Below are 14,855 nucleotides of genomic sequence, written 5' to 3'. Positions count from 1 at the left end.
GTCGACGCCAAGGCCGCTCACCGACGCTGGAACGACGAACCGATGCCCGCTGCGCCCGGAGGCCCGCGCCTGCTGCTGCGCCGCCTCCGCGAAGCGATGGCGGAGCCGGTCAGCCCCCAGGCGCGCCTCGACCGCATCGTCGTCCTGATCGCCGCCAACGTGGTGGCCGAGGTCTGCTCGGTCTACGTGCTGCGCGACGACAACACCCTCGAGCTGTTCGCCACGGAAGGTCTGAACCGCGAGGCGGTGCACCAGACCCGCATGCGCACCGACGAGGGCCTCGTCGGCCTCATCGCGCGCACGGCGGAGCCGCTCTCCCTTTCGGACGCCCAGAACCACCCGGCCTTCTCGTACCGGCCTGAGACGGGCGAGGAGGCCTACCACGCCTTCCTGGGCGTGCCGCTGCTGCGCGCCGGCAACACGCTCGGCGTCCTGACGGTCCAGAACAAGACCTACCGCGTCTACTCCGAGGAGGAGATCGAGGCGCTCCAGACCACCGCCATGGTGCTGTCGGAGATGATCGCCTCGGGCGAGCTGGAGGGCTTGGCGCCGGACGCCGGCACCGCGGCCCGGCGCCCGGTCCTGGCCCGGGGCATCGCCCTCGCGGACGGGATCGGCCTCGGCTACGTGGTGCTGCACGAGCCCCGCGTCGTGGTGAAGACGCTGATCGCCGAGAACGTCGAGCGCGAGGTCGCGCGCCTGGACGCGGCGATCGAGGAGGTCCGCTCGGCGATCGACGCCCTGGTGGAGCGCGGCGACCGGATCGGCACCGCCGAATCGCGTGAGGTCCTCGAGACCGTCCGGATGTTCGCCCACGACAAGGGCTGGCTCCGCCGGATGCGCGAGGCCGTGGGCTCGGGCCTGACCGCGGAGGCCGCGGTCGAGCGGGTCCAGTCTGACAACCGCGCCCGCATGATGCGGCAGTCGGATCCCTACCTGCGCGAGCGGCTGCACGATCTCGACGACCTCGCCAACCGCGTCCTGCGCACGCTGATCGGCCCCGAGGCCGCCGGCGCCCTGGTGCTGCCCGAGAACGCCATCCTGGTGGCGCGCACCATGGGGCCGGCGGCGCTGCTCGACTACGAGGCCTCGACCCTGCGCGGCATCGTCCTGGAGGAGGGCGGTCCGACCAGCCACGTGGCCATCGTCGCCCGGGCGCTCGGCATCCCGGCGGTGGGCGAGGTCGAGAACGCCACCGCCCTGTGCGACGCGGGCGACGCCATCATCGTCGACGGCGTGGCCGGCGAGATCCACGTCCGGCCCGGGCCCGAGGTCGAGGCGGCCTACGCCGAGATGGTGCGCCTGCGGGCCCGCCGGCAGGAGCAGTACCGGGCGCTGCGCGACGTCCCGGCCCAGACCCGCGACGGCGTGCGCGTCGGCCTGCACCTCAACGCCGGCCTGCTGGTAGATTTCAGCCACCTGCAGGAGACGGGGGCCGAGGGCGTCGGCCTGTTCCGCACCGAGCTGCAGTTCATGGTGGCGCAGCGCATGCCGTCGGCGGCCGAGCAGGAGGAGCTGTACCGCAAGGTCTTCGCGGCCTCGGCCGGCAAGTCCGTCACGGTCCGCACCCTCGACATCGGCGGCGACAAGATCCTGCCCTACATGGCCAAGCTCGAGGAGGAGAACCCGGCGCTGGGCTGGCGCGCGATCCGCATCGGCCTCGACCGGCCGGCGCTGCTGCGCATGCAGCTGCGCGCCCTCCTGAAGGCCGCCGACGGCGACCCGCTCAAGATCATGTTCCCGATGGTCGCCACGGTGGACGAGTTCGTGCGCGCCCGCGGCATCGTCGAGCGCGAGAAGGCCTACCTCAAGCGCCACGGCTACCGGCTCCCGACCGATTGCCGCCTCGGCGCGATGATCGAGGTGCCGTCGCTCCTGTTCCAGATCGACGAGATCGCCAAGGAGGCCGACTTCCTCTCGGTCGGCTCGAACGACCTGATGCAGTTCCTGTTCGCGGTGGACCGCGAGAACCGGCGGGTCGCCGACCGGTTCGATCCGCTGAGCGTCGCGGCGCTCCGCGCATTCCGTCTGATCGCAGAGCGGGCAAACGCGGCCTCCTGCCCGGTGACGGTGTGCGGCGAGATCGGCGGCCGGCCCCTCGACGCCATGGCGCTGATCGGCCTCGGCTACCGACAGCTGTCGATGTCGCCGGCCGCCATCGGCCCGGTCAAGGCGATGGTGCTGAGCCTCGACGCGGCCGCGATCGCCGCGCTGATCGACGCCGAGATGGCGCGGATGCACGACGGCGATTCCCTGCGCCCGGCGCTGACGGCCTTCGCGCACGCGCACGGCATCCCTATCTAAGCGCGAACGCGACCCTTGCCGAACATTCGGCCGGGGTTGTACGGCAACGCCACGACGATTTCGGTCGACGCGCCGCGGCTTCCGCTCTCGGACGGACGAGGCGTGGATTTGGGGGACGTCCTGCCGGGTCCTACACCCTCCAAGCCACGCAGCTCCGTCCCGCAGGACGAGACGCGCGCCCGGCCCGGAACCGCACGCGCAGACCTGCAGAAACACGGGCGATGATCCCCTTTCCAACCGAGCGCCTCGACGCCATCCTGGCGCGGCACGACATCGTCACCGCGCAGCTCGCCTCCGGCGAGATCGATCCCGAGACGGTGGTCCAGCTCTCCCGCGAGCTGTCCGACCTCGACCCGGTCGTGGCGGCGATCCGCGCCTACCGCGCCGCCCTGGAGAATCTCGCGGGCGTCGAGGCCCTGATCGACGAGCCCGGCACGGATCCGGAGATGCGGGCCCTCGCCGCCGAGGAGAAGCCGGAGGCGCAGGAGGCGCTCGAGGCGGCCCACCGGGACCTCCAGCTGCTGCTCCTGCCCAAGGACGCCGCCGACGAGAAGAGCGCGATCCTGGAGGTCCGCGCCGGGACCGGCGGCGACGAGGCCGCGCTGTTCGCCGGCGACCTGTTCCGGATGTACGCGAAGTACGCCGAGTCGAAGGGCTGGCGGGTCGAGGTGATCTCCGAGAGCGAGGGCACGGTCGGCGGCTTCCGCGAGGTCGTGGCCGAGGTGAAGGGCCGGGGCGTGTTCGCCCGCCTCAAGTTCGAGAGCGGCGCCCACCGGGTCCAGCGCGTGCCCGACACCGAGACGCAGGGCCGGATCCACACCTCCGCCGCCACCGTCGCGGTGCTCCCGGAGGCCGAGGAGGTCGACATCCACGTCAACGACGCGGACCTGAAGATCGACACGATGCGGGCCCAGGGCGCGGGCGGCCAGCACGTCAACAAGACGGAATCGGCGATCCGGATCACGCACCTGCCGACCGGCATCGTGGTCTTCGTCCAGGAGGAGCGGTCGCAGCACAAGAACCGGGCCCGTGCCATGGCGCTCCTGCGGGCGCGGCTCTACGACGCCGAGCGCAGCGCCAAGGATTCGGCCCGGGCGGCCGACCGCAAGGCGCAGGTCGGCTCCGGCGACCGCAGCGAGCGGATCCGGACCTACAACTTCCCGCAGGGCCGCGTGACCGACCACCGGATCAACCTGACCCTCTACAAGCTCGAGGAGGTGATGGCCGGGACCGCCCTCGACGAGGTGGTGGACGCCCTCATCACCGAGCACCAGGCGGAATTGCTGGCCGCCGAGGGCATGGCCTGATCCGCGCCGTGACGCCGGACGTGATGCAGGACCTGACCCGCCGCGAGGCGCTGCGCGCGCTGACGGCGCGCCTGCACGCCGGTGGCGTCGCCGAGGCGGCGGGCGACGCCCGGTTCCTGCTTCTCGGCCTCCTCGGCCTGGAGACCCGCGACCTGCTGATCGAGGGAGATCGCCGCGTCGGCGCGGCGGGTGCGGCCGCCCTCGCGGCGGCGCTGGCCCGGCGGCTCGCCGGCGAGCCGGTCGCCCGCATCCTCGGCGCCTGGGAGTTCTGGGGCCTGCCGTTCCGGCTGGGCCCCGACACGCTCGTGCCGCGCCCGGACACGGAGATCCTGGTCGAGGTCGCGCTGGCGGCGCGGCCCGAGCGCGCCGCGCCGCTCCGCTGCCTGGACCTCGGGACCGGGACGGGCTGCATCCTGACGGCCCTCCTGTCCGAGCGGCCGCGGGCCACCGGCGTCGGGCTCGACCGCTCCGAGGGCGCCCTGCGCGTCGCCCGGGACAACGCCGTCTTGAACGCCGTCGACGACCGGGCGCGCTTCGTCGCCGGCGACTGGTGCGACGCCCTGCGCGGCCGCTTCGACCTCGTGGTCTCGAACCCGCCCTACATCGCCCGCGCCGTGATCGCGACCCTGGCGCGGGAGGTCCGCGGCCACGACCCGGAGGCCGCCCTCGACGGCGGCACCGACGGACTCGACGCCTACCGACGGATCCTGGACGGCGCGGGCGCGCGTCTCGCCCCGGGCGGCCTGCTCGTGCTCGAGATCGGCTACGATCAGGCGGCGGCCGTCACGGAGCTCGCGCGCGCCGCCGGCTATCGCGAGCGCGGGCTGACCCGCGATCTTGCCGGTCATGACCGAGTCCTGTGTTTCGACCGGCCGGAGGGTCTTTTATCCGGCCACAGGGATGCCTAAGTCTGGGTCGACCATCCCGGCACCGAAAAATTGCTTGTTGCATCAACCGGGGAACGCTAGAGTCGGCTTGAAGATCGCGAACCGTCCGTTAAGACGGACGGCTGTAAGGTCGGTGGTGACCATGGGTCGCCGATTGGTTCGCTGATCCCCCTAACTCGTCGAACCAGAACGCGCCGGTGCCAGCGCGGCGGGACGACACATTCGAACCTGACAATCGACTGAGGATCGGCGGCCTTCACCGGGCGCCCGGTTCGAGGGGTGGTCAGGCAGACGCGCGGACCGAAGAGCGGTCCCACGCGCGGCGCCGCCGGATGCGCTTGGCCGGTTCGCGCCACGAGATCCGCTCGGGCGCCTCCGTAGACAGTCGTTTGCGTGAACGAGGGTCATAACAGACCGATGAGACCAAACCAGAATCGACGGATGCGCGGCCGGAACCGGCCGAAGGGTCCGAATCCGCTGACGCGCTCCTACGAATCCAACGGTCCCGACGTCAAAATCCGCGGCACCGCGCAGCACATCGCCGACAAGTACGCGCAGCTCGCGCGGGATGCCCTTGCCGCCGGTGATCCGGTCGCCGCCGAAAACTACTTTCAGCACGGCGAGCACTACTTCCGTATTGTCTCCGGTGCGCAGGACCAGAATCGACCGGCTAACACCGGTGGCTACGCCAGTCGTCCCTTCGACGACGACATGGACGAGGGCGACGACGACGCCCAGGGCAATGGCGGGTCGCAGAACGGTCACGCCTATAACGGCTACGACGACAACGATCCCGGCCAGCAGCCGCAGCCCTACGAGAGCCGTCCGGACGGGAATCAGGACGGCCGCCAGGGCCGCGACCGGTTCCAGAACCGCGATCAGCGCCGGTTCGACAACAACGGCCGTCAGGACTACCGGCGCCAGGACCAGCCGCGTCAGGATTATCAGCGCCAGGACTACCAGCGGCAGGATTATCGCCAAGAGAACCGGCAGGATCGTCAGGACCGCCAGGATTACGGCCGTCCGGACTACCGCCAGGAGCGGCACGAGGGCCGGCCGGATCGCCAGGACCGTCCGGACAATCGGCAGGATGGCCGCCAGGACGCGCGTCCTGACAACCGTCAGGACAATCGCGGCGACCAGGGCCGCTACGAGAACGGGCGCGGCGATGCCCCGCGCGCCGAGGCCCGGCAGGAGGCCCGTCCCGAGGCTCGCCCGGAGCGGGCCCCCCGCGCCGAGGCCGCGCCGCGCCGCGAGCGCCGCCGCGAGACCGCGCCCGCCGCGGAGGCCGAGGAGCCCACGGGCCTGCCGGCCTTCCTGATGGCGCCCGCGCGCCCCGCGCCCGCGGTCGAGCCGTCGAGCGCTCCCGAGCCCGAGGCGGCGGCCGACGAGGCTCCGGCCGCCAAGCCCCGCCGCCGTCGGCGCCCGCGCTTCGAGAGCGCCGCGGACGAGGGCGGCGCGACCACGCCGGCGGCGGACGTGCCGACCGAGTGATCCGACATCGCGGATGACGTCGAAGCGAGGCCGTCCCGGGAAACCGGGGCGGCCTTCTTCTTTCGCGGCTCAGCGAGGCGACCGTCGCGCGGCCTTCCAGTCCGGGTAGGCGTGCATGCGGTGGATCAGGCGGCGACGCCGGCCGATCTCGCCGAACGGCGCGATCTCCCAGTCCCAGGCTTCCGGCGCGGGCGGCAGCGCGATCCCGAACAGCAGGTCGGCGCTGTCGACGGTCCGGCCCGCCCGGTCCTCCTCGCGCTGCACCGTGTCGGTGATCAGGCAGACGCGCTCGACGCGCCCGGCGAGCGCGTCGAGCGCCGCCAGGTGGGTCTCGACGAGGTGCGCGCCGAGTCGCGGGGGGGCCTCGCGGCCCCGGGTCTCGTGGGCCTCGATCGGGAGGAGCGGGATCTGCGACAGCAGATTCGCCGAGACGATCAGGTCGGCCTCCGTGCAGAGATCGGCCCAGGCCCCCGCGAGACCGGCGCTGATCTCCGCGGTCGCCAGCGCGACGTTCGGGACGCGGCGGGCGGCGAGGCGCGCCGGCCAGGGATGGACGGCGTCCACGAGGCTGACCCGGTCGAACCGGCGGGCGAGGGCGTCGAGCGGCACGTCGTCGAGCAGGCCCGAGCCCAGCACCACCGCGTGCCGGCGCTGCCGGGTCGCTTCGGCCGCCGCCGCGATCACGGACCGGGCCCGTGCGAGGTGCGGCGCCCAGGCCGCCCGGCAGCGGCGCGAGCGGGCGTGGAGCAGGCCGCTCTGGCGGACATAGCCGAGCCGGCGCAGGGGCAGCGGCGCCGGGTTGAGGACGGACAGGGCCCAGGCGAGGAGCATCGCCGGGCGGCTCAGCCCTCGTCGGCGGACGCCGCCCGGCCCGGCGCGCCCCGGTAGCCGGTCGCCAGGACGTAGAGCTCGCTCGAATCGGCCCGGCTCGCGGCCGGCTTGACGTGCCGGACCGTGGCGAAGTCGCGCTTCAGGTCCGTGAGCAGCGCGCCCTCGGTGCCGCCCTGGAGCACCTTGGCGAGGTAGGCGCCCCCGGGGCCCAGGATCTCGCGGGCGAACTCCGCCGCCGTCTCGGCGAGGCCGATGATCCGCAGGTGGTCGGTCTTCTTGTGACCGGTGGCGTTGGCGGCCATGTCGGACATGACGAGGTCGGCGGGGCCGCCGAGCATGCCGGTCAGCCGGTCAGGCGCCTCGGGGTCGAGGAAGTCCAGGGTGATGAACTCGACCCCGGCCATCGGCTCGATCTCCAGGAGATCGATGCCCACGACGCGGCCCGTCGGCCCGACCACCCGCGCGGCCACCTGCGACCAGCCCCCCGGCGCGGCGCCGAGGTCCACGATCTTCTGGCCGCGCCGCAGGAGCTTGTAGCGCTCGTCGATCTCCAGGAGCTTGTAGGCCGCCCGCGACCGGTAGCCCTCGCGCTTGGCGCGGGCCACGTAGGGATCGTTGAGCTGGCGCTCGAGCCAGCGCTTCTGGGACAGGGTTCGTCCGCGGCCGGTCTTCACCCGCTGCTTCAGTTCGCCCCGGACACCGCCGCCGGAACTCGCGCCGCCGCGCCGGTCGCTCATCGCGCCGCCCTCATCGGACCGCCTTCCGGTTCCAGACCCCGTCCTCCCGCATCATGTTCATCAGCAATCCTTCGCGCAGGCCGCGGTCGGCGATGCGCAGGCGCTCCGAGGGGAACGCCCTACGGATCGCCTCGAGGATCGCGCAGCCCGCGAGCACGAGATCGGCGCGGTCGCGGCCGATGCAGGGGTTGTCGGCGCGCTGCTCCAAGCGCGTGTCGAGAAGGTCGTCGATCGCGGTCGAGACCGCGTCGTCGCTCATCCACAGCCCGTCGACCCGCCGACGCTCGTAGCGGGCGAGGCGCAGATGCATCGCCGCGATGGTCGTCACGGTGCCGGACGTGCCGAGCAGGTGGAAATGCGGCGCCGTCGCCGCGGGCGCGGCGCGGAGCGCGAAGGCCGAGAGCTTCTCGGCCACCTCCTCGACCATGCCCTCGAACATGCGCCGGGTGACCTCGGCGCCGCCGTGGCGCTCGGCGAGCGTGACCACGCCGACCGGCAGCGAATCCCAGGCCCGGATCCGCAGCGTCGGGTCGGTCGACGGGTTGGCGGCCGCCCCGTCCAGCCACGCGATCTCGGTCGAGCCGCCGCCGATGTCGAAGATGATGACCGATTCGGCCAGCGGGTCCGCGAGCGCCGCGCAGCCGGTGACCGCGAGATACGCCTCCGTCTGCCGGTCGACGATCTCGAGGTCGAGGCCGACGCCGCGGCGGACGCGCTCCACGAAGGCGGCGCCGTTCACCGCGAGGCGGCAGGCCTCCGTGGCGATGATCTTGGCCCGCTGCACCCCGCGGGCCTGCATCTTGGCCCGGCAGATCCGCAGGGCCTCCACGGTCCGCTCGATCGCCGCCTCGCTCAGGCGGTCGGACGTGCCGAGGCCCTCGCCGAGGCGCACGATCCGCGAGAACGCGTCGATCACGCGGAAGCCGCTGAAGGTCGGCTCCGCGACCAGCAGGCGGCAATTGTTGGTGCCGAGGTCGAGCGCCGCGTAGGCGGCGCGGCGACGCTCGCGGCCCGGCACGGGGGCTTGCGTCTGGAGCGGCACCGCGCCGGTCTGGATTCGGGACGGCGCGGCCGCGGCGGTCTCGTCCCTCATCGGCGCGGCCGTCGATCCTTCGGGTCGGCCCTGAGCAGCGCGCTCGGACTCTGTCGAACTGCGACCCTACAGGCTCGGCGGGGAACTGCAACGCCCCATCGCGGTCGCGCTCAGGCGACGGCCTTCATCGCGCTGGCCCGGCGCGGGATCGGGCGCAGGAGGCTCTTCACCTGCGAGTAGGGGCGGGGCCGGTTGATCACCTCGTCCAGCCGCGACCACAGGGTCTTGGGCGAGAACGGCTTGGCGATGATCTCGTTGACGCCGAGCGCCACCGCCCGGTCGACCACGTTCCGGCGGGGCTGGGCCAGCATCAGGATGATCGGGATCGTGGGGCAGGGGGAGGTGGTCGGGGTCCGCGCGAGCCGGATGAACTCCTCGCCCGACAGGATCGACAGGTCCCAGTCGATGATGCTGATGTCGGGCTTGCTCTCGGCGAGCACGCCCAGCGCCTCGGCCCCGTCCGGCGCCTCCAGCACTCGCTTGATGCCCACGCGCATCAGCATGTCGCGCACGATTCGGCGGATGTAGAGACTCTCGTCGACCACAAGAGCGGAGAGATCGGGGAAAGTCGGTGTCGCGATCATGGCCGGCCGGTTCTGCGGGGCGCGGGGCCGAGTCTAGCCGGACAGCCTTTGCGTTTCGCTAACGCCTTCCCTCGAATGAGAAAGGGCCGGCGCGGGAGCGGGGGCGGACTCCGTTGTTTGCCGCAAGAAAGTAACGAAACGGGCGCCTCTGAGCCAAGAAGGTCCTTGCGGTCAAGGCCCGATTGCGTCAGGACTGGGGCGTTATTCTTGGTTACCGCGACCTGGGGTAATGATAGTGCGGGGCGTGGGCTGTCTGGGATGGCGCGCACGCGGTATTCGAGACAAGGGCGGCGGACGGTTTTTGCGAGCTTTCTATGGGACGTGGTCGTGATTTCAGAGGGCCGCAGAAGCGCGGCTTCGACGAGAGTGGCGAGCCGAGATGGCCTGATCAGGCTCCCCCCAGCGGCGGATACGGCGGCGGCGGTTTCGGCGGGGGCGGCGGTGGTTTCGGCGGGGGCGGTTTCGATCGCGGCCCGTCGCGTGGCGCGGCTCCCGTCGCGTCCGGACCGGAGCGCGATGCGACGGTCAAGTGGTTCAACAAGGAGAAGGGCTTCGGCTTCGTCGAACTCGGCGACGGTTCGGGCGATGCCTTCCTCCACATCCGCGCTGTCGAGGCGGCCGGCCACGACGATCTGATGCCGGGCACCCGGCTGACGGTCACGACGGCCCAGGGTCAGAAAGGCCCGCAGGTCACGAGCGTCACCAGCGTCGACACCTCCACGGCCGAGGCGCCCGCGCCCCGGCGTGAGTTCCGTCCGCGCACCGGCGGCTTCGGCGCCGGGGCCGGCGGCGGCTACGGCGACCGCGATCGCGGTGGTTACGGCGGCGGCGGCGGCTACGGCGGCGGCGGTGGTGGCGGTGGTGGCGGCGGTGGCCGTTTCGCCAGCGGCCCGTCGGTCGAGATGAGCGGCACCGTGAAGTGGTACGATCCCGCCAAGGGCTTCGGCTTCGTCTCGGTCAACGACGGCGGCAAGGACGTGTTCGTGCACCGCTCCGCGCTGTCCCGCGCCGGTCTCGATTCGCTCGCCGAGGGCCAGCAGGTCACGCTCGGCGTGGTCGAGGGCCAGAAGGGTCGTGAGGCCCAGAGCATCAACGTCGAGGATTGAGGATCTCGCGGCGGTCTCTTTGCCGCCGCGTTCCGCGAAGATCATGAGGCGGCGGCTCCGAGCGGGGCCGCCGCCTTTCTCGTTCGGGGACGATCGATGCGCCGCCTTGTGCTGTCCACGGCCCTGGTGCTGCTCGCGGGAACTGCGCGAGCAGAGGACTTCACGGGCTTCTACGCGGGGATCAACGCCGGCTACGGCTGGGGACACGCGCGCGACGGCCGCGCGGTCGGCCCGGCGTCCGGATCGGCCGCGGCGTTCAGCAAACCCGATCCCGGGGCCGATCTGCCGCCGAGCGCGCGGAATGCGGCCGTGGCGATCCGCAGGCCGAGCCGCGACGGCGCGTCGGGAACCGCCGGCCCGTAGCGCGGGGCAGCGAGCGTCGGATCCGACCTCGGGACGCGCCGCTTTCCGGCGTCCTAAACGCCTCTTTTCACACTGGAATCGTTCCGGAACATAGGCGTTGCGCGGCGGCCCGGACCGCTGGTACGTCGCGCCATGGGCTCACGGGAACGAGGGATGGCGCCATGAGCGCCCGCGCCATGCCGACGCTGGCAAACCGCGCGGCGGTCGCCGGCCGGGTACTGCTCGCGATCCTCGGCGGCTACGCGGTCGCCGCCCTGTCGAGCGCGCTGCTGGCCCTGGTTCTTCCCTTCCCGCGGGCCGAGGCGGTCTCGGCCGGGACGCTGGCGAGCTTCGCCATCATGGCGGCGGCGGCGATCTGGGTGTTCGCGGCCCGCACGCTCGGCCGGGCGGCCGTCGTCCTGGGCCTGACGGCGCTCCTGCTGACCGGTGCCCTGTGGCTCGCCGGCGCCTTCGCGCACGGGGCGGCCGCGTGAGCCCGGCGCGGAGTGTCCGCCAGGCGATGGCGTGGCTGCACACGTGGTCCGGCCTCGTGGTCGGCTGGGTGCTGTTCGCGATCTTCGTCACCGGCACCGCCAGCTATTACCGCACCGACATCTCGCACTGGATGCGGCCCGAACTGTCCGCGACCGCGCCGGATCCCGCTGCAGCGGCGACGCGGGCCGGGGCGTTCCTGCGCCGGACCATGCCGGACGCGGCCGGATGGTCGGTCAAGCTGCCGAATGCCGAGACCCCGGCCGTCGAGGTCTACTGGTGGCCGCGTCCGGGTGGCCCGTTCCACCACGCGCTCCTCGATCCCGCCACGGGCGAGCCCGCGCGCATCCGCGACACGCGCGGCGGCGACTTCCTCTACCGATTCCACTTCGAACTGAGCCTGCCGCCGATCTGGGGTCGCTGGATCGTCTCGGCCTGCGCCATGGTCCTGCTGATCGCGCTGATCTCCGGGATCGTGACGCACCGGCGCATCTTCGCCGACTTCTTCACCTTCCGGCGCGACCGCTCGGCGCAGCGGGCCTGGCTCGACGCCCACAACGTGGTCGGCGTCCTGGCGCTGCCGTTCCACCTGATGATCGTCTACACGGGCCTCGTCACCCTGTCGGCGATGCTGATGCCCTGGGGCATGAAGGCCGTCTACGGCGACGACATGCTGCGCTACTACGCCGAGGCCGGACTGGCGATCCCGGGAGCGGCCCCGGTCGGGCGCCCCGGCACGCCGCTGCCGCTCGGCGAGATCGTCGCCCGCGCGACGGCCGCCGGGGGCGAGGTGCCCGAGGTGGTGCTGGTCACGCGGCCGGGCGACGCCGGCGCCACCGTGACAGCGTATTTCGAGGAGCCGCACGGGCTCGCGCACCTGCACCCGCAGATCGCCTACGCGGCCGATACCGGTTCGGAGATCGCCCGGGTCGGCGAAGCCGGCGCGGCGACCCGGACCGGGGCCGTGATGGTGGGGCTGCACGAGGCGCACTTCGCCGCCGCCCCACTGCGCCTCCTGTTCTTCCTCTGCGGCGTGATGGGTGCCGCCACGGTCGCCAGCGGCCTCGTGCTCTGGACCGTGGCCCGGGCGCCGAAGGGCGCGGATCCCGAGGGTTTCGGCCTGCGTCTCGTGCGGTTCCTCAACCTCGGCACCATCGCGGGTCTGCCGGTGGGCCTCGCCGCGTATTTCCTGGCGAACCGGCTGCTGCCCGACGGGCTCGGGGCCCGGGCGGACTGGGAGGTGCGCGCCTTCTTCGCCGCCTGGCTCGTGGCCGCCCTCGCGGCGTCCCTGTACCCGCGACGGCGCGCGTGGTCGCTCGCCCTGGCGGTGCCGGCCTGCGCCTTCCTGGCGATCCCGCTGGTGGACGTGATCCTCGTCGGCCAGCAGCGCTTCCTCGCCTTCGACGCCGCCATGGCGGCCGTCGGCCTCGCGCTCGGCCTCGCGGCCCGGCTGGCCACGCGGCGGGGCGTGGCCGCGGCCCGTCCGGCCAAGGTAACTCTGTCCCGGACGGTCGAAGCATGACAGCCGCCGCGCTGATCCTCAGCCTGCTCCTGAGCTTCTCGGGCTTCGCAGCCCTGGCCCTCAGCCTCGACCGGCACCATCGGGCCGCCTACCGCGTCGGCGTGCCGAAGGCGCGGGTCGGCAGCCTGCGGATGGCGGGCTGGTGCGGGCTCGGCCTCTCGTTCGCGGCGGCCGTCGCGGCGGGGGGCTGGAATTTCGGCCCGGTGCAGTGGGTCGGATCGCTGACGGGCTCCGCCCTCGCCGTGGTGGCGATCGTCGCGTACCGGCCCACGTGGCTGCGGAACGCGGCCCTGGCGGCGCTCCCGCTCGCGGCGGCGTCCGTTCCGCTGGCCCTGCTCGGCTGAGGAACGGCGCGCCGATCCGGCACATCATCGATTCGGCCGGCCGGACGGTGCCGGAGACGAGGCTCTTTTGCCCGCTCGCGGTGATGCCGGGAAGCGCGTAGGATCGGCGCACTCGCGCACTGGCCAAAAGTCCACCTTGATTCGGCAGGCCAAAAGCCATTGGCTGCGAACAGAGCGGAAGCGGATGCGGCCCCCAGGATCGGTCGCCCCAGCGCCAGCTTAAGCCCAAGAGCCGCGGTTCGCGAGGCCGGGGCCCACGGAGGGAACACAGCGATGAACAAGCCGGAATTCCTCGGCGACTCGAAGGTCAAGTCGCCCTTCTCGGCCCGCTACGACAACTTCATCGGCGGCCGGTGGGTCGCCCCCGCGGCCGGTCGCTACTTCGAGAACACCTCGCCGATCACCGGCAAGGTGGTGTGCGAGGTCGCCCGCTCCGACGCCCAGGACGTCGAGAAGGCTCTCGACGCCGCCCACGCCGCCCGGGAGGCCTGGGGCCAGACGGCGCCGGCCGAGCGCGCCCGCATCCTCCTCAAGATGGCCGACCGGATGGAGGAGAACCTCGATCTGCTCGCCCTGGCGGAGACCTGGGACAACGGCAAGCCGATCCGCGAGACGACCCACGCGGACATCCCGCTGGCGATCGACCACTTCCGCTACTTCGCCGGCTGCGTGCGGGCGCAGGAAGGCTCGATCTCCGAGATCGACCACGACACGGTCGCCTACCACTTCCACGAGCCGCTGGGCGTCGTCGGCCAGATCATCCCGTGGAACTTCCCGATCCTGATGGCGGTGTGGAAGCTCGCCCCGGCGCTCGCCGCCGGCAACTGCGTGGTCCTGAAGCCCGCCGAGCAGACCCCCGCCTCGGTGCTGGTGCTGGCCGAGATCGTCGGCGACCTGCTGCCCCCGGGCGTGCTGAACATCGTCAACGGCTTCGGCCTCGAGGCCGGCAAGCCGCTGGCCTCCTCGCCGCGGATCGCCAAGATCGCCTTCACGGGTGAGACGACCACCGGCCGCCTCATCATGCAGTACGCCTCGCAGAACCTGATCCCGGTGACGCTGGAGCTCGGCGGCAAGTCGCCGAACATCTTCTTCGCCGACGTGGCGAACGAGGACGACGACTTCCTCGACAAGGCGCTCGAAGGCTTCACGATGTTCGCCCTCAACCAGGGCGAGGTCTGCACCTGCCCGAGCCGGGCGCTGGTGCACGAGTCGATCTACGACCGGTTCATGGAGCGCGCGGTGAAGCGCGTCGAGGCGATCACCCAGGGCTCGCCGCTGGATCCGGCCACGATGATCGGCGCCCAGGCCTCGGGCGAGCAGATGGAGAAGATCCTCTCCTACATCGACATCGGCCGGCAGGAGGGCGCGCAGCTGCTCACGGGCGGCGAGCGGAACGTCAAGGACGGCGAGTTCGCCGAGGGCTTCTACGTGAAGCCGACCGTGTTCCGCGGCCACAACAAGATGCGCATCTTCCAGGAGGAGATCTTCGGTCCGGTCCTGTCGGTCACGACCTTCAAGGACGATGCCGAGGCGCTCTCCATCGCCAACGACACGCTCTACGGCCTCGGCGCCGGCGTCTGGACCCGCGACGGGACCCGCGCCTACCGCTTCGGCCGGGCGATCCAGGCCGGCCGCGTCTGGACGAACTGCTACCACGCCTACCCGGCCCACGCGGCCTTCGGCGGCTACAAGCAGTCCGGCATCGGCCGCGAGACCCACAAGATGATGCTCGATCACTACCAGCAGACCAAGAACATGCTGGTCAGCTACTCGGCCAAGAAGCTCGGGTTCTTCTGAGTTTCTTCCCGGGTC

At 72.2% G+C, this 14,855-nt stretch carries 14 protein-coding genes; 10 read left to right on the top strand and 4 right to left on the bottom strand.

Annotated features, from left to right (window positions below):
* Positions 1–42: 42 nt before the first annotated feature.
* The 4 genes from ptsP (at position 43) to ASG32_RS01770 (ending at position 5,992) form a co-directional block, all read left to right on the top strand.
* Entirely contained in the window at positions 43–2,304 is a 2,262-nt protein-coding gene (ptsP, locus tag ASG32_RS01785) for a phosphoenolpyruvate--protein phosphotransferase (protein WP_020091506.1), read from the top strand.
* A gap of 221 nt (positions 2,305–2,525) precedes the next feature.
* A complete protein-coding gene (gene prfA, locus ASG32_RS01780) occupies positions 2,526–3,611 on the top strand; it encodes a peptide chain release factor 1 (RefSeq protein ID WP_056521837.1) in 1,086 nt (361 codons plus the stop codon).
* A gap of 8 nt (positions 3,612–3,619) precedes the next feature.
* Positions 3,620–4,519 (top strand): peptide chain release factor N(5)-glutamine methyltransferase, encoded by a 900-nt coding sequence (gene prmC / locus ASG32_RS01775; RefSeq protein ID WP_056521834.1) that lies wholly within the window; start codon positions 3,620–3,622, stop codon positions 4,517–4,519.
* A 420-nt stretch (positions 4,520–4,939) separates the two neighbouring features.
* Positions 4,940–5,992: a DUF4167 domain-containing protein gene (locus ASG32_RS01770; RefSeq protein WP_056521831.1), complete on the top strand. Its 1,053-nt coding sequence runs from the start codon at positions 4,940–4,942 to the stop codon at positions 5,990–5,992.
* A 69-nt stretch (positions 5,993–6,061) separates the two neighbouring features.
* On the opposite strand, the gene ASG32_RS01765 is transcribed toward ASG32_RS01770, so the two are convergent.
* From ASG32_RS01765 to ASG32_RS01750, 4 genes are all read right to left on the bottom strand, one after another.
* Entirely contained in the window at positions 6,062–6,823 is a 762-nt protein-coding gene (locus ASG32_RS01765) for a hypothetical protein (RefSeq protein ID WP_056521828.1), read from the bottom strand.
* Between the two features lie 11 nt (positions 6,824–6,834).
* Positions 6,835–7,560, bottom strand: coding sequence for an RlmE family RNA methyltransferase (locus tag ASG32_RS01760; RefSeq protein WP_056521825.1), 726 nt, complete (start codon positions 7,558–7,560; stop codon positions 6,835–6,837).
* Between the two features lie 10 nt (positions 7,561–7,570).
* On the bottom strand, positions 7,571–8,653 hold the full coding sequence (locus tag ASG32_RS01755) for a Ppx/GppA phosphatase family protein (RefSeq protein WP_020091512.1): 1,083 nt from the start codon (positions 8,651–8,653) through the stop codon (positions 7,571–7,573).
* Between the two features lie 110 nt (positions 8,654–8,763).
* On the bottom strand, positions 8,764–9,237 hold the full coding sequence (locus tag ASG32_RS01750; RefSeq protein WP_012317168.1) for a response regulator: 474 nt from the start codon (positions 9,235–9,237) through the stop codon (positions 8,764–8,766).
* Between the two features lie 314 nt (positions 9,238–9,551).
* On the opposite strand from ASG32_RS01750, the gene ASG32_RS35560 reads away from it, so the two are divergent.
* The 6 genes from ASG32_RS35560 (at position 9,552) to adh (ending at position 14,840) form a co-directional block, all read left to right on the top strand.
* Positions 9,552–10,343: a cold shock domain-containing protein gene (locus ASG32_RS35560; protein ID WP_056521823.1), complete on the top strand. Its 792-nt coding sequence runs from the start codon at positions 9,552–9,554 to the stop codon at positions 10,341–10,343.
* Between the two features lie 96 nt (positions 10,344–10,439).
* Positions 10,440–10,706, top strand: a complete 267-nt coding sequence (locus ASG32_RS01740; RefSeq protein WP_056521820.1) for a hypothetical protein — start codon at positions 10,440–10,442, stop codon at positions 10,704–10,706.
* 161 nt (positions 10,707–10,867) lie between these two features.
* A complete protein-coding gene (locus tag ASG32_RS01735; RefSeq protein ID WP_056521817.1) occupies positions 10,868–11,179 on the top strand; it encodes a hypothetical protein in 312 nt (103 codons plus the stop codon).
* A gap of 26 nt (positions 11,180–11,205) precedes the next feature.
* The gene (locus ASG32_RS01730) at positions 11,206–12,699 is read left to right on the top strand and encodes a PepSY-associated TM helix domain-containing protein (RefSeq protein WP_056521814.1); all 1,494 of its coding nucleotides are present in this window, start codon (positions 11,206–11,208) and stop codon (positions 12,697–12,699) included.
* Positions 12,696–13,043 (top strand): DUF3325 domain-containing protein, encoded by a 348-nt coding sequence (locus tag ASG32_RS01725; RefSeq protein WP_020091518.1) that lies wholly within the window; start codon positions 12,696–12,698, stop codon positions 13,041–13,043. The genes ASG32_RS01730 and ASG32_RS01725 overlap by 4 nt, the downstream gene beginning before the upstream one ends.
* A 273-nt stretch (positions 13,044–13,316) precedes the next feature.
* A complete protein-coding gene (gene adh / locus ASG32_RS01720) occupies positions 13,317–14,840 on the top strand; it encodes an aldehyde dehydrogenase (RefSeq protein ID WP_056521811.1) in 1,524 nt (507 codons plus the stop codon).
* Positions 14,841–14,855 lie beyond the last annotated feature (15 nt).

Source organism: Methylobacterium sp. Leaf361, from assembly GCF_001424445.1.
GTDB lineage: Bacteria > Pseudomonadota > Alphaproteobacteria > Rhizobiales > Beijerinckiaceae > Methylobacterium.
Note: the sequence above shows the minus strand (reverse complement) of the source record. Positions and strands in the feature narration are given on the sequence as shown.